The organism is Paraburkholderia sp. GAS348, assembly GCF_050434205.1.
In the GTDB taxonomy this organism is placed as follows: Bacteria; Pseudomonadota; Gammaproteobacteria; order Burkholderiales; family Burkholderiaceae; genus Paraburkholderia.
Map to the genome: position 1 here is coordinate 1 of NZ_JBNPVT010000002.1, position 17,410 is coordinate 17,410.

Here is a 17,410-nt window from a genome sequence, read left to right on the forward strand (position 1 = left end):
TCAGGGGTGCAGCTCGCGGCGATCGGCTATCCGCATCTGTCGCGCGACGAGATTTACCACCAGCTCGAAAACTTCTATAAGCGCTTCTATTTCCGCCCGTCGAAGATCTGGGAAATTCTGCGTGAGATGCTCACGAGCTGGGACATGATGAAACGGCGCCTGCGTGAAGGCGTCGAATTCTTCCGCTTCCTGCGCGCCCACCAAGCGTGAGCGCCCTGCATCTGCTCGCCGTCACGCTGGCCTATGCGTGTGCGGCGGGTGCGGTTTTCGGCATCGCCTACACGGTGCTGGCGGGCGCCCTGATCGGCCGGTTCTTCGCGAGAGCGGTGTCCGAGCCGACCAGTTTTCCGCCGGTCACGATCGTCAAACCGTTACACGGCAACGAGTGGGCGTTGCTCGCTAACCTGTCGAGCTTCTGCCAGCAGGACTATCCGGGTCCCGTGCAATTCCTGTTCGGCGTGCACGATTCGGCCGACCCCGCCTTGCAGACCGTCGACGATCTGCGGCGCCTGCATCCGGAAGCGGATATCACCGTGGTCGCGGATGCACGCCTGTACGGTCCGAACCGCAAGATCAGCAACATCCTCAATATGCTGCCGCAGGCCCAGCACGACGTGCTGGTGTTCGCGGACAGCGACGTGAGCGTCGGGCCGGATTATCTGCGCAATGTGATCGGCGAATTGCAGAAGCCTGGTGTCGGTCTCGTCACCTGCGTCTATCGCGGTACGCCCGATCCCGGTTTCTGGCCGCGCATGTCGGCCAAGGCCACCAACTACCAATTCCTGCCCGGCGTGGTGACCGGGCTTGCGCTCGGCCTCGCGCGCCCTTGCTTTGGGCAGACCATCGCGATGCGACGCGGCACCCTCGAAAAAATCGGCGGGTTCACACCATTTGTGAAGCATCTGGCCGAGGACCATGCGATCGGCGAAGCGGTGCGCATGATCGGCGAGAAGGTGGTGATTCCGCCGTTCACGATTTCGCATGCCTGCGTCGAATCGAGCGCGACGCAACTGATCGCGCACGAACTGCGCTGGAGCCGCACGATTCGCAGCATCGATCCGCTCGGCCATCTTGGCTCGGCGCTGATTCATCCGCTCGCTTTCGCGCTGCTCGCCATTGCCTTCTCGGGGGGCGCGCTGTGGTCGTGGCCGCTCGCGCTGGTCGCCGTATGCGCCCGGCTCGCACTGAAACTGCTGTCCGATCGCGCGTTGCGGCAAGCCCATCGTGATCTGTGGCTGTTGCCATTATGGGATATCGTATCGTTTTCGATTTTCGTTGCGAGCTTCTGGTCCTCGCGCGTGATCTGGCGCGGTTTCAGTTTCAAGGTGGATGGCGACGGCCTGTTGTCGGCCGAGCAAGTCGGAATGACGGATGAACAGCAGGTTGGGTAAGCAATGATGCGCGGGTATCTGGAAGAGGGTGGCGAGGGCAATGCAGCGGGCTTGACGCGCGCGAGAGAGGTGGCCGCGTGATGAAGCATCTCGGCCGCCTCGCCGCGCTTGCCGGCTTGCTGGTGTCGCTATGGCTGGTCTGGCAGGACAATCCCGGCGCCGTGCTCGGCGCACTGCGCGCGGCAGGCGCTGGTCTCATTCTGGCGGCCATCGCGCACGTGCTGCCGATGATCGCCAATGCCTGCGACTGGCGCTCGCTGATTCGCGGCGCGAACCGGCCCAGCATCGCCAATATGCTGCATCTGGTCTGGGTGCGTGAATCCGTCAATTGCATGTTGCCGGTGGCGCGTATCGGCGGCGAGGTGGTGTCGTTCCGGTTGCTCAAGCGCTGGGGTGTGCGGCCGTCCACGGCGGTCGGCAGCATCATTGTCGATATGCAGCTCACGGTGATCAGCCAATTGCTGTTCACGATGGTCGGCATCGGTTTTCTGTTCGCGCATGCGCACTCCGACACGCTGCGGCTCGCCGGGCAACTGGCGTGGGGCGTGGTGGTGCTGACGCCGATGCTGGTGCTGTTCGCACTCGTGCAGCATGCCAGCCCGTTCGAGCGCATCACCCGCGCGCTCAATCGAATGACGAGCGGCAAGCTCGCCGCGCTCGTCGGACAATCGGCGCAGATCGACCAGGTCATCAAGCTGATCTGGCGCCGGCGCGGCGTGGTGCTGCGCTATCTGTTCTTCTGGCAACCGCTGCAGTGCTTCCTGACGTCGCTGGAAATCTGGCTGGCGCTGTACTTTCTCGGCGTTCACGTTACGCTGGTCGAAGCTGTGGTCATCGAATCCCTGATCCAGGCGATCAGCAGTGCGGCTTTCTTCGTGCCGGGCGGTCTGGGGGTGCAGGAGGGCGGTTTCATTCTGATCGGAGGCGCGCTGGGCCTCGATCCTTCGACTTGCCTCGCGCTCGCCGGCGCGCGGCGCATTCGCGATCTGCTGATGTTCGTGCCCGGACTCATTGCGTGGCAGTTTGCCGAGTCGTCGAATCGCGAGCCGCAGCAGGTGGAGCGCGCGGGGCGGGCGGCCGTGGGCGAGGCAAGCCAGCGCTAGTGCGGCTGGAACGAAATACTTCCCTTATCCACCAGACTTGACGATGGCCTTTGCGGCAGCCTCATAGACGCCCTCGGCAGTACCCTCAGTCCGCCCCCGCATAGGCAGGAAACGACACTTGCACCGCGAGCCCGTGCTCGCCGATGCCCGTGCCCAGATGCAGGCTCGCACCGAAATGCTCGGCGATTCGCGCGACGATCGAGAGCCCGAGTCCGCTGCCGGTAGCCTGATTGCCGGTGGCGCGGAAAAACCGGTTCGTGAGGCGCGCGAGATCGCTGGGCGCAACGCCGGGGCCGTCGTCGCGCACGGTGAGCTGCACCCGGCCGACTTCATGCTGCACGGCGACTTCGACGCTGCCGCCGGTGCGCCCATACTTGATTGCGTTATCGAGCAGATTGTCGAGCAGGATGCCCATCAGCACGGGCTCCGCGTTGATCTCGGCGCGCATGTCGCCGGTGAGCGTGACGCGAATGCTCTTCTGCTGCGCATTGCGTTCGTTGGCAAGCAGCGCGTCTTTCGCCACCGCAGCGGGTCTGAGCGGCGCGGTGGAGAGTTTCTCGTGGACATCCAGGCGCGCGAGCAGCAACAACTGCTCCGCGAGCCGCGCGCTGCGATCGACGCCTTGCACCACGCGCTCCATCGCAATACGCTGTAACGCCGTGTTCGATTCGGCCAATGCGACTTGCGCCTGCACCTTGATGGCCGCAAGCGGCGTCTTCAGCTCATGGGCGGCGTCGGCGGTGAACGCGCGTTCGCGCTCGATGGAGTGCCGTAAGCGCGACAGCACCAGATTGATCGCGTCGACGAGCGGGCGCACCTCGGTCGGGGCCCGGCCGATGTCGACCGGTTCCAGCCGGTTGATGTCGCGCGCGCGGATAGCGCCCGAGAGCACCTTGAGCGGCGCCAGGCTCCAGCCGATGCTGAACCACACCAGTATCGCCAGCACCGGCAGCGCGAGGAGCGTGGGGCGGGCGATCCGGCTCGCGACGCCGCTCACCAGGTCGCTGCGCGTATTGGCCGGTTCGAACACGCGCACTATGTGGCCGAGCGCCGTGTCGCGCAAGGTGAACGTGTGCCATACCTGACCGCCGAGCGTCATGTTTTGGCCGCCGCTGGCAGACGGCACGGGCAGATCCCACGCTTTTAGCGCGTGCAATTGCGGGCTGCCGGCCAGCACGTCGCCGTTCGCGCTGCGCACCTGAAATAGCGCGTCGCGCGGTAAGGAATCGTCGTCGTCGCTGTTGTTCGCGCCGGGTTCACCGCCTTTTTCTTCTTCGCGCACGTCGATGCGAGCGTTGGCCAGCGTGGTCAGATTGCGCTGGTCGAGCAGCGCGAGGATTTGCGCGAGCTCGGCGAGGCGCGCCTCTTCCCATTCGCCGACTTCGCGCGTGGCCTGGCGGTAACTCGACATCAGCGCGATGCCCCAGATCAGCGCGATGCTGGCCAGCACCAGCAGCATCAGGCGGTGGCGTATCGATGCCGACATTACGCTTTCTCCACCACGTAGCCGATATTGCGCACGGTTCTGATCAGCTTGGCGCCGAGCTTTTTGCGCAGGTTGGACACATGGACCTCGATCGCGTTACTTTCGATTTCTTCCTGCCATCCATACAAACTCTCTTCGAGGCGCGAGCGCGACTGGGGAATGCCCTGGTTGGTCAGCAGTTGCATCAGGATCGCCCATTCACGCGAGGTGAGCGGTACGCGCATATTGCCGATTTCGACGGTTTGCGCGGCGGGATTGACCGTCAGATCCTGATAGCGGATCAGCTCGACGCTGCGCCCTTGTGCGCGGCGCAGCAGGGCCCGGCAACGGGCAATCAGTTCGGTCAGGTCGAAGGGCTTGCCGAGATAGTCGTCGGCGCCGGCTTCGAGGCCGCCGACGCGGTCCGCCACCGTGCCTCGCGCGGTCAACACCAGCACCGGCACGTCTTTGCCGGCATCGCGCAGCCGTTTCAGCAGTTCCATACCCGATACCCTGGGTAAGCCGAGATCGAGCAGCACCAGCGCATAGGCGGTAGTATCGAGGGCGAGACTGGCCTTGTGGCCGTCGCGTGCCCAATCGACGGTGAAGCCGGCCTGACGCAGTCCCGCTTCGATGCCGCAGCCGATCAGGTCGTCGTCTTCTACGAGGAGTACGCGCATGGGAAAGAGATTCCGTTCGATGTTTATTGCATGGCGGCGGCCGTTTTTAAGCAAGCGCCGAGCCGCATACCTGAAGTGTAACGATCATGGTCACGACTCGCTTTATACCGCTTTCTTCCTTAAGGTTTCCTTCAGCTAGAATCGCTACTATCGCCCCCAGAAACGTTACTGTCGCGTGGCCGACAAGCGCGCGCGAAACTACGTCATGTTGTCAGATCATCGCAGCTTAATCGTAAGCACATCGACGGAATGGACGGCAGTCCTTCTTGTGGCACCTTTTGCCGGCACCGTTGCTCATGCTTTTTGCCAGCGAATTTGCCAGCGAATTTGCCAGTGCTTTTGCCGGCGAGCCGCGCCGCTGCGCGTCGCCGTGCGTTCCATCGGGCCACGAGATCACGCCATGAAGCCAGTCACCATCGACATGCTGCGAGCCCATCTGATGGCGGCTTCACTCACGGCCATGGGTACCGAAATGCTTGCCCTGCTGGCACCGCTGGTCTTGCCGGTTTCCCAGGCGTTCTTCAGTTCCACGCGTTTCCAGTTCCTTGCGCTCGCGCTGATTGCGAGCGGCGTCGTCATGATGCGCCAGTTCGCGCACACCGCTTTCGACCTCGCCATTCAGGGCCGCCACGCAACGCCGGCTGGCCGGCCGGTGTTGATTGAAGTGGATTGTCCGCGGCGCTGGTTCGTCGTTCTTCATTTGCGTTTTACGGGCAGACCGTTCGTGCTGGCCGGGCGCTGACGGACGCAGACCATGGCGGCGCACGCATTGACAGTATGCCAATGGGTCCTGTTGTCCGGCTGCGTGTCGGCTTCAGTCTATGCGATGTTGGCAGCGGTGGCGATGCCGTTCTTCGCGCTGCGCCGCGGGACGCGCGCGAGTGTTGCCGCCCGGCCTTCGCATCCTCTGGCTCCTCCTCTGGCTCCTTTTGCGAAAGTCGGCGTCAGCGTGCTCAAGCCGCTGTGCGGTGCCGAGCCGCGTCTCTACGAGAACCTCAGAACCTTCTGCGATCAGCGCCACGAGCATTTCCAACTCGTGCTCGGCGTGTCGTCGCCGGACGATCCCGCCATCGCCGTAGTGCGCCGTTTGCAGGCCGCTTATCCGATGCACGACATCGAGCTCGCGGTCGATACGCGCGTGCACGGCAGCAATCTCAAAGTCAGCAACCTGATCAACATGGCGGAACGGGCGCGTCATGACGTGATCGTGATTGCGGATAGCGACATCGCAGTCGAAGCCGATTATCTCGACACCGTGGCGGCGCCGCTCGCCGATCCGCGCGTGGGGGTGGTGACCTGTCTGTACGTGGCGCAAGGCGTCGGCGGTTTCTGGCCGCGGGTTGGCGCGCTATTTATCAACGAGTGGTTCGCTCCGTCGGTGCGGGTCGCACATGCGGCGGGGTCGCGCCGCTTCGGTTTCGGCGCAACCCTCGCGTTGCGCCGCGCGACGCTCGAACGCATCGGCGGTTTCGACGCGCTGAAAAACTGTCTCGCGGACGACTACTGGCTTGCCGAACACGTGCGCGCGCTCGGGCTTCGCACGGTGCTTTCGCGCGTGATGGTGGCCACCGATGTCATCGAGCCGACGTTTTCCGCCTTGTGGCAGCGTGAGACGCGCTGGCTGCGCACGATCCGTTCGGTGAACCCGCTTGGCTTTGCGTTTCTATTCATCACGTTCCCGACGCCGTGGCTCCTTGTCGGCGCATGGCTCACCGGGCGCCTCGCGAACGGCCCGTTCGACGGCATGCACCTGTGGGCGGCGCTGGCGAGCGGCGCCAGCACGGCGGCTGGTTTTGCCGCACGCATGCTGCTGCATCTGCGTTCCGCGCGTCATGACCGCACTTTCTGGCGCGACTTGCCGCTCGTGCCGTTGCGCGATACCTTGCTGGCATTTCAATGGTTCGCGGGCGCGTTTGGCTCGCATGTGGTGTGGCGTGGCGCACGCGTGCCGGTCGAGGCTTCTGCGTCGGCCACGCACGGTGCGGCGTTGCGCGTGATGGATGTCATGGAGACGTCGGATGGCGGCTAAGCCACGCGGGCTGATCGTCACCGCTGACGATTTCGGTCTGCATCCACGGGTGAATCTGGCTGTCGAGCAGGCACACCGGCACGGCGTGTTGACAGCCGCGAGCCTGATGGTCGGCGCGCCTGCCGCGGACGACGCGGTGGCGCGTGCTCGCGCACTCCCGGCGTTGCGGGTTGGCCTGCATCTGGTGCTGGCCGACGGCGACGCGGTCACGCCGCGTGCGGGGATTGCCGCATTGCTCGACGAGCATGGCCGCTTTGGCGACAACATGGTGCGGGACGGGGTGAGGTTTTTCTTTTTGCCGCATGTTCGCAAACAGCTGGCGCGAGAGATTCGCGCGCAGTTCGAGGCGTTTGCGAAGACGGGGTTGACGCTCGATCACGTCAACACGCACAAGCATTTTCATTTGCATCCGACGGTGCTCGGGTTGATTCTGGAGATCGGCCGCGAGTATGGGATGCGGGCGATGCGTTTGCCGTTCGAAGTTGGCGCGCCGCTGTGGTTGAGGCCATGGATTTCACGGGTGCGGGCGAGGCTGGACCGGGCTGGGATCGTGCATAACGATTATTTGGTTGGGATTACTGATAGTGGGCGGATGGATGAGGCGGTATGGCTTGCCGCGCTTGCCGATTTGCCCCATGGGGTGGGGGAGATTTATTGTCATCCTGCGTTTGCCGGCGATCGGGTTTTGAGTCATGGGATGCGGGATTATCGGCATGTTGAGGAGTTGCAGGCGCTCTTGTCGCCTAGGGTCGCTGATGCCATTCGGCGTTTGGGTGCCCGGGTGGGCGGGTTTGGGGATGTGTTGAAGGTTTGAGGTTTTTTTTGCCTGCGCGGGGCGGACATCTGCTTCTCTTTGGCGCAGGCAAAAAACCCTCATTTCAAATAGCCTGCTTCTTCATCAACAACTTCAACACCACAGGCAAAAGCAACAACACCAACGGCAACTGCACAATCAACCCGGAAATAATGGCGACCGCCAAAGGCTGCTGCATAGCCGCCCCTTGCCCGAGGGCAAACGCCAGAGGCAGCAGCGCGAGAATAGCTGCAATAGTGGTCATTGCAATCGGCCGCAACCGATTCCGCCCAGCCGCGATCAGCGCCTCCTCAAACCCAACACCTTCATCCCGAATCAACCCCTGCAGCTCCGATACATAAAAAATCGCCACCTCAGTCACGATACCGATAATCATCGTCATCCCCATCATCGCGGAGATATTCAACTCGATACCGGTGATCCACAACCCGATAAACACCGCGCCCGCGGCCAGCAACGGCATCGCCATCACCGCCAGCGCAACGCGGAAGCGCTCGTACAAAAACAGCAGCAACCCAAACACCAACGCAATCGCAGCACCAAACACGGTCAGCAAACCCTTGAAAGCAATCTGCTGTTGCTGGTACAAACCACCCAACTCGTAATAGACGCCAGTCGGCAACAAGCTCTTGTCGCTCAGCGTCTTCTGTACATCCGCGATCGTCGAGCCCAGATCGCGACCATCGATTCGCGCCGTCACGGCCACCATCCGCTTGAGATTGTCGCGGCTGATTTCCGGCTGACCAGTCACCGCCACCTGATCGGCGACTCGATTCAGCGCGAACAGATGGCCGTCCGGTGCGCGAATCTGCAACTGCCCCAGTTGCGTATCGGTCAGCTTCAAGGCACCGGCCACGCGTACCCGCACGCCCACTGTCTTCGGTCCGCTCTGGAATTGCGTCGCAATGTTGCCTTCCACCATGTCGGACGCGGCCTGCGCAATCGACTGCGGGTCCATGCCCTCGGCCGCCGCGGCTTCCGGCCGGATGTGCAATTCGAGCGCGTCGCCTGCCGGGTTGATGCCGTCGTTGACGTCCACCACGCCCTGGATCTTGCCGATCTGCGCGGCGACCTTGCGCGCGGTGGTGTCGAGTGTGTTCTGGTCGTCGGAGTAGATCTTGATCTGGACCGGCTGCGGCACCGCGGTCAGGTCGCCGATCAGGTCTTCCATCAGTTGCGCGAGTTCGATGCTCACGCCGGGCACCTGCGTCTCGACCTTCGAACGGATCTCTTCCATCACCGTTTCGATCGGCTCACGGCCGCCCGACTTCAGCCGCACGAAGAAGTCACCCTTGTTAGGCTCGTTCAGGTCGCCGCCGAGACCGGCGCCGGTGCGGCGCGAGTAAGTCGCGACGTTCGGATTCGCGCGGATGATGCCTTCGATCTGCTTCATCAACCGGTCGGTTTCGGTCACCGACGTGCCCGGATTGGTGTGATAGTCGAGTACGAAACCGCCTTCGTCCATGCTCGGCATGAAACCGCTGCCCACCCGCGTGAACGCGAACGCGGCCACCACGATCAGCGGCAGCAGGCCGAGCAGCACGAGAGCCGGGCGCGCCGTCACGTGTTCGATCAGAAAGCCGTAACGCCGGTTCATCCATGAGGCGAAGCGGGTTTCCTTGTGCTCTTCGGCGTCTTTGGGCTTCAGCCAGCGGTCGCACAGAATCGGCACCGCAAGCCACGTGACGAGAAATGAAATGAACAGGGCGCTTGCCATCGTCACCGAGAGCGCCTTGAAGAACGCGCCCGTCACGCCCGACAGAAACGCGAGCGGCACAAAAATGATCAGCGTCGCCGCCGACGACCCGGCAAGCGGCCGCGTGAATTCGAGCGCCGCCGCCATCACGCGGCCATGGAACTTGTGCGCCCCGCCTTCGCGCATGCGTCGCACGATGTGTTCGATCATTACGATGGCGTCGTCGATCACAAGGCCGACCGCGGCGGCCATCCCGCCGAGCGTCATGATGTTGAAGCCCATGCCGAACACGTCGAGCAGCAGGATCGTCGCGGCCATCACAACCGGCACCAGCGCGACCGCAATCGCCGTGATCTTCCAGTTGCGCAGAAAGGCAAATAGTGTGAACGCGGCCAGCACCACGCCGATCATGATCGCGTCGCGCACGCTGGTCGCCGAGGCGATCACCAGTTCGCTCTGGTCGTACCAGTTCGAGAGATGCACGCCGGCCGGCATCTGATGCTGGAAGTCGGCGAGCTTCGCGCGGATCGCCTTGGCCATTGCCACGCTGTTCGCACCGGGTTGCTGGTAGACGTTGAGCAGCACCGCGTCCTGGCCGTCTGCCGTGACGCGCATCCATTGCGGCACGACGCCCTGATGGACTGTCGCGATGTTGCCGAGGCGGATTTGCGTCGCGCCGTTGGCCGACACCACCACGTTGCGCAGTTCGTCGAGTTGCGTGATCGTGGAGTTGGCAATCACGAGGTACAACTTGTAGTGATCCTCGATACGGCCGGTGGCCATCAGCACGTTGCTCGCGCCGATCGCTTTCGACACGTCCGGGAGCGACACCTTGTAGGCTGCGAGGCGCGCCGGATCGATCGCGACTTCAAATTCGTCCTGCGCGCCCCCCGTCACTTCGACGCGCGCCACGCCTTCCACCGACGACAGCAACGGCCGCATCTGGAACTGCGCGAGATCGCGCAGCGCAGACAACGACTGCTGTTTCGACGTCAAGCTATACGCGAGCACCGGGAACACGGTCGGGTCCATGCGCCGCACCTGCATCGAGGTGCCTTGCGGAAGCGTCGCGAGGATCTCGCTGATCGCCGACTGCGCCTGCAACGTGGCTTGTGCCATGTCGGTGCCCCAGTCGAAATTGATCGAGATTTCCGCCGATCCGCGGCTCGTGGTCGATTCGACGTCGCGTACGTTCGGCACGCGCCGCAGCGCCTCTTCGACCGGCATCGTGACTAGCGTGGCCATCTGTTCGGCGGGGCGGTCGCCCGCGTCGAGCGAGACGACGGCGCGCGGAAACGCGACGTTCGGGAACAGCGAGATCGGCAGGCGAAACGCGGTCAGTGCGCCCGCGATCGCCAGCAGCGCGATCACGAACAGCAGCGAGCGCCGGTGCTTCTGCATCCATTGACCGAAATTCATCGCGGCGCGCCTCCAGTAGCCCGCACCGCCATGCCGTCCGTCAACTCATAGTTGCCGCTGACGACGAGGCCTTCTGCGCCGTCGATCGGACCATCCACGCCGTAGCGGTCGCCGTTTTCGACCTGCGTGAGCACCGCCACGCGGCGCGCCTTGTTTTGCGGCGTGATCTGGAATACGTATGCGCCTTTGTCGTCTTTCAGCACGGCGGCACGCGGCACGACCCAATGCGTGCCGCTGCGAGTCGCGATATCGGCGCTGACATGCGTGCCCGGAATGAACGCGCTCTGTCCGAGCGGGACGTTCGCGCCGATATTGACGAGCTGGCTTTGCTGATCGACCGATGCCCCGACCAGCACCACGTGACCGTCCACCGCGGCCTTCGCGAGCGAGGTGGACAGGCCGTGCAGCGTGACCGTGTCGCCGGCACGGATAGCGGGGACGTCAGACGGCTCCACGCCGAGCATCACGTTCGCGCGCGCATCGCGGCCATTACCGCCGGCCAGTTGCAGGATCGCGGCGCCGGCCTGCACCTGATCGCCCTGGGCCGCCGATACCTGCAAAACGACGCCGTCGATCGGCGCCGCGATGACTTTGTTGCCGCTCGCGACCCCCGTCTGGTTCTGCGCGGCGAGCGCCTGCTGCGCGTCCTCCGCGGCCTTGCGGGCGGCGGCGAGTTGCGATTGTGTGGCAAGCCCTTGGTCGTACAGCGATTGCGTGCGCGCGAGTTCGCCTTGCGCCAGCGTCACGGCGCTTTTTGCCTGGGTGGTGGCGAGCACCGCGGCCGGGTCCGCTTGCACGACGAAAAGCGGCATGCCGCGCGTCACGCTCTGGCCGGCTTGCACGCGCATCTGCACGATACGCGCGAGGTACGGCAAATTGACCGTGGTCAGGTTCGACGCGGATGCCGCGACGATGCCATAGGCGCGTACCGGCTGCGCGATGACGGTACGCTGCACCCGTACGGTTTGCACGGATACGACGGCTTGGTCGGCGGCATCGTCGCCGGCGGACGCACTGGCTGCGCTGGCCGCATGGACGGCGGCGCTCATGAGCGCGACGCAGGCAAGGGAAATCGCATATGAGGCGATGCGCGGCCGCCGTGCCGACAGTGGGCTATTTCGCATGAGTTTCGGTGAAGTTCTGTGCAGAGGAAAAGGCGTCGGGGATCGTGCTGCCGAGCAGCGCCTGCAAGCCGACGCGTTGTTCGGCGAGCGATTCGCGCAGCGCGGCGACGTCGACACGTTTGGTGAGCGCGGCGCTTTCTGCATCGGTATAGGCGCCGAGCACGAGGTTGTGCTGAGCGTAGGCCGCGGCCGCATGTTGCGCGGCGCGATCGACATCGGGCAGCGCGGCTTCGGTCTGCTGCAACTGCCGCGTGAGAATCACGCCGTCCGCACGCAGATGGGCGACATCGGCATACGCCTGGTTCAGGCGCGACTGATATTCATCGCGCAGGCGCTGACGTGTCGCTTTTTCGATCGCGACGTTGCCCTGGTTACGATTGAAGATCGGCAGGCTCAGATTGATCTGGAAGCCGCTGGTGTAAATGTTCGAGGTGTCGCGCGCGCGGACGAAACCTACGGAGAGGCTTGGGAACTGGCTGAGAATCGCCGCGCGGTATTTCTGCTCCTGCGCTTCATAGCCCGCTTGCAGTGCGATCAGGTCCGGGCGGCGTTGGGCGAGTTTGGCCAATGCTGCGTCGAGCGTCGCGTCGGGCAGTTCGATCGCGTCGTCGCTGCCGGCAAGTTGCAACTGCACTTCGGGTGAGAGGCCGAGCAGCGCGTTCAGATCGTGATGAGTCTGTTCCGCAGCCCGTTCGGCGTCGGTGTACTGCTTGCGTGCGTCGCTGTATGCGGTGAGCGCCGCGGTCAGCGTGTCGTCGGTCAGATTGCCGTCGCGGTGCGCTTCGGCCATGCGCTCGTAGCGCGTGCGCGCGAGGTCGCGCTGCTGTTGCAGCAGCGGCAGCGTGTCCTGCTGGAAGCGCGTCTTGATGAACAACTGCCGCGCCTGGGCGACGATCTGCCATTCCTGCCACAGCAGGCCGAGATCGGTCTTGGCCACCGTCGCGTCGGCGGATTGCTGGTTGGCGCTGCGCAGCACGATCGCCATCACGTCGATGCTCAAACCATAATTGAACGCGCGCGTGAAGCCTTCGGCGCCGGGATAGTCGCTCGCAACGCTCAGTTGCGGGTCGGGCAGCAGTCCGGCTGAATAAGCCTGCGCCCGGGCGATGCCGAGGTCGTCGCGAGCCAGCTTCAGGTCGGGATTGTTCGCCACCGCCAGCATGGCGACTTCGTCGATGTCGAATCCGTCGGACGGATCGAAACGATGCGCGGCCAGTTCGGGTAGCGGCATGGTCGACGGATCGATCTGGATGCGTTCGAGCGAACGGGCCGAGGTCGACGTATCCTGCGGCGCGAGTGGTTCGCGGTGATACCACGCGCATCCGCCGAGCAGCATCGCGCAAATTGGCACCAGCGCGCGCAACCGTGCTGCGGGGGCGGCCGCCGATCTGGCCGCAAGCGAGGCGGCCAGACCGATCGGTCGCCTCGCTGCTGAGCAAGCCGCTGAAATGGCCGCTGCGGCGGCGTTGAAAACGGGCAAATCCGGCTCCTGAAAAAAAGGTGAGGCAGCCGCGAGCGGATGTCGCAGAACAGGTGCCGATTCTGCTCATGGAGAGCTTAAGGAACGCTTAACCGGAATTTAAGCGTCCCATAAGCCTCCCTTCAGCGTCGCCTAAGCTTCCCCTAAGGAGGACATAAGGAAGCGTTAAGCTAACGGGCTGGACAATGCCGGCAAACTGGAGAGAGGAGAGACCATGCGTCTGCTACTCGTCGAAGACGACGACATGATTGCGGAGACGGTATTGGGCGCGATGCGCCGTTCTGGCTACGCGATCGACTGGGCCGAAGACGGCCGCGCGGCAGAGTTGTCGCTGGGTAACGGCGTCTACGACCTCGTGCTGCTCGATCTTGGCTTGCCGAAGAAGGACGGCATCGACGTGCTCAATGCCTACCGTAAGAGCGGCGGTGCCGCGCCGGTGATCATCCTGACTGCGCGCGATGCGGTCGACGATCGGATTCGCGGCCTCGATGCGGGCGCCGACGATTATCTGATCAAACCATTCGACCTCGACGAGCTGGCCGCGCGGGTGCGCGCGCTGTTGCGGCGGCGCACCGGCCAGAAGCAACCCATCTATGCGCACGGCGAACTCACACTCGATCCCGCGGCACACGAAGTCACCAAAAGCGGCGCAGTGCTGCCGCTCGTGCCGCGCGAGTTCGCCTTGCTGCAGGCGCTGATCGAAGAACCCACGCGCGTGTTCACCAAGGCCGAGCTGGAAGAGAAGTTATACGGCTGGGGCGAAGAGGTGGGCAGCAACACCATCGAAGTGCACGTGCACAGTTTGCGGCGCAAGATCGGCGCGGAGCAGGTGGTGACCGTGCGCGGCGTGGGCTACCGTCTGAAGAGGTGCTGATGACGTCGATTCGCCGCTGGCTGCTGGGCTGGCTGATTTTCGGGCTGGCCGCGGCTTCGGGCGTGGCGGGCTTCGGCATCTTTCACACCGCGCGCGAAGAAGCGAGTGAACTGTTCGACTACGAGCTGCGCACGGTGGCGCTGTCCTTGCCATCGAACCTGGCCGGTGCGAGCGACGGCGAGCATCGCAATCCCGACCTGGGCGATCTGGCCGACGATCGGGTCGTGATCGAGATCTGGGACCGGTCTGGCGAGCTCATTTATCACTCGATGCAGGCGCCGGTATTCTCGCGTTTGCCTGCGGGCTTCAGCACGGTCAAGCGCGGCGAGAATCATTGGCGCGCGTTCGGGTTGGAACAGCGCGACCGTTATATCCAGGTTGCGCAGCCGATCTCCGTACGCGAAGACCTTGCGCTGCAACTGGCGCTGCATACGTTGTGGCCGCTCGGTGTGCTGGTGCCGGTGACGATCGTGCTGGTGCTGTTGGTGGTGGCAAAGGGGCTGGCGCCGATCGGCGGGCTGACGCGCGCGCTGACGACCCGGTCGCTCGATTCGCTGGAGCCGCTGCGTCTTGACGGCACTGTGCCGGTCGAAATCAAGCCGCTGGTGGGAGCGCTCAATGATCTGCTGCAACGCCTGAACGTTGCTTCGCAGGCGCAGCGCACGTTTATCGCCGATGCCGCGCATGAGCTGCGCTCGCCGCTTGCCGCGCTGAAGCTGCAACTGCAGGCGGCTTCCCGCGACGGCTCGTTAAAGGGCGAAGGGCAAACGCTGGAGCGCGTCGAGGGGCGGGTCAACCGGATCATTCACCTGGTGCAGCAATTGTTGACGTTGGCGCGTGAGGATGCACATCCGGTGACGTCGATGGTGTCGGTGAGTTTGCGCCGCATCGGCGAGCAGGCGGTGGGGGATTTTTCGCTGCTCGCGGAGACCAAGGAGATCGATCTCGGGCTCGAGTGTGAAGACGCCCGTGCGGACTACGATGCTTATACGGTACTGGCTGAGCCGCATGGGATGAGTGTGTTGCTGGGGAATCTGATCAACAACGCGATCCGGCATACGCCGCGGGGCGGGCGTGTAGATCTGATTCTGAAGCGCTCTGGCGAGCGGGTGGGGTTTGACGTGGTGGATAGCGGGTCCGGGATACCGGAGGCTGAAATCGAGCGGGTTTTCGATCGGTTTTATCGCGGGGAGGAAGCCCAGGGCGAGGGCAGCGGGCTTGGGCTGGCGATTGTGGCGCGGATCGCCGCGCGGCATCAGCTTGGGCTTTCCTTGCGGAATAATGTTGGGCGGAGTGGTTTGTGTGTTTCGGTTTTTGGCCTGACGGCGTTGGGCTTTCCTTGAGCCCCAGCCCCTATTCATCGACTTGCTGGCCGCCCACATCACCTCGCCGAGCACAATGTCGCCAAATGGCGCGCCTGCGGATCGAATCCAACACGTACCTGTTTAGGGCGCACTTAGCGTTTTCCATCCCTTGCAACCTGAATTGCGGCGCACCATGATTCATTCAGACCGCACTTCTCGCGGAATGGGAGAAAAATCATGGCGAGCTACCAAAAAATCCTGTTGTGCTACGACGGCTCGCGCGAAGGCCGCAAAGCGTTACGTTGCGGCGCCGACCTCGCGTTGGATCTGAAGGCGGAAACGCACTTATTGTCAGTGGTCGACATGCGCTCGACCATTGCGCAAAGTGCGGGCCTGCTGACCGATGTGGCCTGTGGCAGCTTCGAAAAAACGGCCCGCGACATCCTGCAGGAAGGGGTGGACTGGCTCACCGAACGCGGCGTGACCGCGCAAGGGCATTTTGCGTTTGGCCATCCGATCGATGAGATCGCCAACCTGGCGAACGAATTGCATGTCGACCTCGTGGTGGTCGGCCATCGTTGCCGCACCGGTCTGGCACGATGGTGGATGGGTGCGGGGAATACCCCGCTGCTGGATCGGGTCTCGTGCAGCATTCTGGTGGCGTGCTCGTCCGCGCAGGAGCAGCAGCAAGCGGCGGCTTGACGCACAGCGGTGGTGGGGCGCGCACTGGGCTGAAAGGGCCACGTGGGCCGAGCGGTCGTTCGATCAGGGCGACCGCGTCGGTCAAACTATGATTCGCTCAAGTCGATAGCGCCTGCCAGACGATCACTCGTTCAGATTGACCGCGGCCAGCTTCCATGTGAACAAGCCTTCGCGCCGCAAGATCGCCGAGTAACGCGCGTCACCGGCGCCATGCTGATAGGTAACGACGAATTCGTTCAGGCTGCGATAGCCCGCAGTGGTTTGCGGTGGTTGCGGTGGCGTCGCGTTGTTCTCGTTATTAGCTGTGCCGTTGGCCGTATTGCCGGCAACAGGGGGCGCGGGTTCCGGTGCGGGCGCCGCTGAGACCGGCGGAACAGGCGGCCGTTCGCCCGGGTTGCCGCGCGGCGGCATGCCGTTCAGCAATGCCGCAACGCCGTCGGGAGTCGCATAAGCGTCGACCAGCGGACCAATCAATGCCGCGCCGATCATTGCGCCAATCGTGGCGAACGGATTGCCGCTGCCATGCGCGTCGAGCCGACGTGTTAACAAACCGGTGACCTGCTGCTTCAGGCTCTCGCGCAATGCGGGAAAGTCGACGTATTCATTGACGGTTTGCACATCACGCGCATCCGCCGCGCGTTTAAGGTTATTCAGCGCCATGTAGGGCGACGCGTAACCGAACCCCAACAAGGCAATCACCACAATTGCAATCAAAGCGACAATCAGCGGCCGGATGCCGCTGCGTCTCGTGCGAGTTGAAACTGCCATCGGGTGGGATTCTCCATCAGGTGTGATCTAACGTGGACCGCGGCCACGCGAAAACGATCCCAGACGATGCCATATCCGAGAGGCCGCGGGCGGCCGAAAGACCTTAGGCCGCGCTTCGCACGCCGCATGCCGCTGGCCGCTCGCCGCACAGCCGCACAGCCGCAGTGGAATGCAGTGCACGGGCAGTGCAGCCGCAGTGCCGCTTATGATTCGAACACCGCGCCGTGCACATTGGCCTCGTCGGCGATGCAACGATCGATCATGCGGCACACGGCGTCTACCGTGCCGACCATGATCAGCCGTGACGGCCCGTGATAGACGCGCACCGGCGCGCGACGCGCAGGTTCAGCCGTATTCAGCCCCGAATTCAACGACACGCGAGCAAAAGCCGGCAGCGAGGAGGGCAAGCCCGATACGCCGGCCGGCGTGTCGAACAGCGATGGAGTACTCGCCGAGGACGCCTCGATCAGTGAGCAGGGCACCAGTTTGCGCAGATGGCGCAAACGACCGAACTGGCGAAAAGGCAGCAGGCGGGCAAGGCGTTCCATGAGTCTCTCCAGG

At 63.7% G+C, this 17,410-nt stretch carries 15 protein-coding genes and 1 pseudogene; 9 read left to right on the forward strand and 7 right to left on the reverse strand.

The features are described from left to right. The 3 genes and pseudogenes from P3T22_RS02900 to P3T22_RS02910 all read left to right on the forward strand — a co-directional run. A pseudogene (locus P3T22_RS02900) lies at positions 1-210 on the forward strand (hopanoid biosynthesis associated radical SAM protein HpnJ); the annotation flags it as partial. Next, positions 207-1,391 (forward strand): bacteriohopanetetrol glucosamine biosynthesis glycosyltransferase HpnI, encoded by a 1,185-nt coding sequence (gene hpnI, locus P3T22_RS02905; RefSeq protein ID WP_063495956.1) that lies wholly within the window; start codon positions 207-209, stop codon positions 1,389-1,391. The pseudogene P3T22_RS02900 and the gene hpnI (P3T22_RS02905), both read left to right, overlap by 4 nt. An 80-nt stretch (positions 1,392-1,471) precedes the next feature. Beyond that, a complete protein-coding gene (locus P3T22_RS02910) occupies positions 1,472-2,494 on the forward strand; it encodes a flippase-like domain-containing protein (RefSeq protein WP_063495957.1) in 1,023 nt (340 codons plus the stop codon). Between the two features lie 85 nt (positions 2,495-2,579). On the opposite strand, the gene P3T22_RS02915 is transcribed toward P3T22_RS02910, so the two are convergent. Beyond that, a complete protein-coding gene (locus tag P3T22_RS02915; RefSeq protein WP_063495958.1) occupies positions 2,580-3,980 on the reverse strand; it encodes an ATP-binding protein in 1,401 nt (466 codons plus the stop codon). Further along, positions 3,980-4,639 carry a response regulator gene (locus P3T22_RS02920; protein WP_063495959.1) on the reverse strand — a complete coding sequence of 220 codons (660 nt, stop codon included), beginning with the start codon at positions 4,637-4,639 and terminating at the stop codon, positions 3,980-3,982. The genes P3T22_RS02915 and P3T22_RS02920 overlap by 1 nt, the downstream gene beginning before the upstream one ends. A 175-nt stretch (positions 4,640-4,814) precedes the next feature. On the opposite strand from P3T22_RS02920, the gene P3T22_RS02925 reads away from it, so the two are divergent. From P3T22_RS02925 to hpnK, 3 genes are read left to right on the forward strand one after another with little or no spacing between them, the layout of a single operon-like run. After that, positions 4,815-5,381, forward strand: coding sequence for a hypothetical protein (locus P3T22_RS02925; protein WP_429324173.1), 567 nt, complete (start codon positions 4,815-4,817; stop codon positions 5,379-5,381). Between the two features lie 12 nt (positions 5,382-5,393). Continuing rightward, the gene (hpnI, locus tag P3T22_RS02930; protein ID WP_063495961.1) at positions 5,394-6,668 is read left to right on the forward strand and encodes a bacteriohopanetetrol glucosamine biosynthesis glycosyltransferase HpnI; all 1,275 of its coding nucleotides are present in this window, start codon (positions 5,394-5,396) and stop codon (positions 6,666-6,668) included. After that, on the forward strand, positions 6,658-7,482 hold the full coding sequence (gene hpnK / locus P3T22_RS02935) for a hopanoid biosynthesis-associated protein HpnK (protein ID WP_429324174.1): 825 nt from the start codon (positions 6,658-6,660) through the stop codon (positions 7,480-7,482). The genes hpnI (P3T22_RS02930) and hpnK overlap by 11 nt, the downstream gene beginning before the upstream one ends. Positions 7,483-7,546: 64 nt before the next feature. Here the strand turns inward: hpnK and P3T22_RS02940 are convergent, their stop codons facing one another. From P3T22_RS02940 to P3T22_RS02950, 3 genes are all read right to left on the reverse strand, one after another. Beyond that, positions 7,547-10,597: an efflux RND transporter permease subunit gene (locus tag P3T22_RS02940; protein WP_429324175.1), complete on the reverse strand. Its 3,051-nt coding sequence runs from the start codon at positions 10,595-10,597 to the stop codon at positions 7,547-7,549. Continuing rightward, complete coding sequence (locus P3T22_RS02945; RefSeq protein ID WP_429324176.1) at positions 10,594-11,646, reverse strand: efflux RND transporter periplasmic adaptor subunit; 1,053 nt, start codon at positions 11,644-11,646, stop codon at positions 10,594-10,596. Before P3T22_RS02945 ends, P3T22_RS02940 begins: the two co-directional genes overlap by 4 nt. A gap of 64 nt (positions 11,647-11,710) precedes the next feature. Further along, on the reverse strand, positions 11,711-13,201 hold the full coding sequence (locus P3T22_RS02950) for a TolC family protein (RefSeq protein ID WP_429324177.1): 1,491 nt from the start codon (positions 13,199-13,201) through the stop codon (positions 11,711-11,713). Positions 13,202-13,415: 214 nt separating this feature from the next. Between P3T22_RS02950 and P3T22_RS02955 the strand changes: the two genes are divergently transcribed. The 3 genes from P3T22_RS02955 to P3T22_RS02965 all read left to right on the forward strand — a co-directional run bounded on the left by P3T22_RS02955 (position 13,416) and on the right by P3T22_RS02965 (position 16,081). Then, on the forward strand, positions 13,416-14,075 hold the full coding sequence (locus tag P3T22_RS02955; protein WP_063495964.1) for a response regulator: 660 nt from the start codon (positions 13,416-13,418) through the stop codon (positions 14,073-14,075). Then, entirely contained in the window at positions 14,075-15,418 is a 1,344-nt protein-coding gene (locus P3T22_RS02960) for an ATP-binding protein (RefSeq protein WP_063495965.1), read from the forward strand. Before P3T22_RS02955 ends, P3T22_RS02960 begins: the two co-directional genes overlap by 1 nt. A 198-nt stretch (positions 15,419-15,616) precedes the next feature. Then, positions 15,617-16,081 (forward strand): universal stress protein, encoded by a 465-nt coding sequence (locus P3T22_RS02965; RefSeq protein WP_063495966.1) that lies wholly within the window; start codon positions 15,617-15,619, stop codon positions 16,079-16,081. A 123-nt stretch (positions 16,082-16,204) separates the two neighbouring features. Here P3T22_RS02965 and P3T22_RS02970 read toward each other — a convergent pair whose 3' ends face one another. Next, positions 16,205-16,849: a DUF2939 domain-containing protein gene (locus P3T22_RS02970; protein ID WP_063495967.1), complete on the reverse strand. Its 645-nt coding sequence runs from the start codon at positions 16,847-16,849 to the stop codon at positions 16,205-16,207. Between the two features lie 203 nt (positions 16,850-17,052). Continuing rightward, entirely contained in the window at positions 17,053-17,397 is a 345-nt protein-coding gene (locus tag P3T22_RS02975; RefSeq protein ID WP_063495968.1) for a hypothetical protein, read from the reverse strand. Positions 17,398-17,410 lie beyond the last annotated feature (13 nt).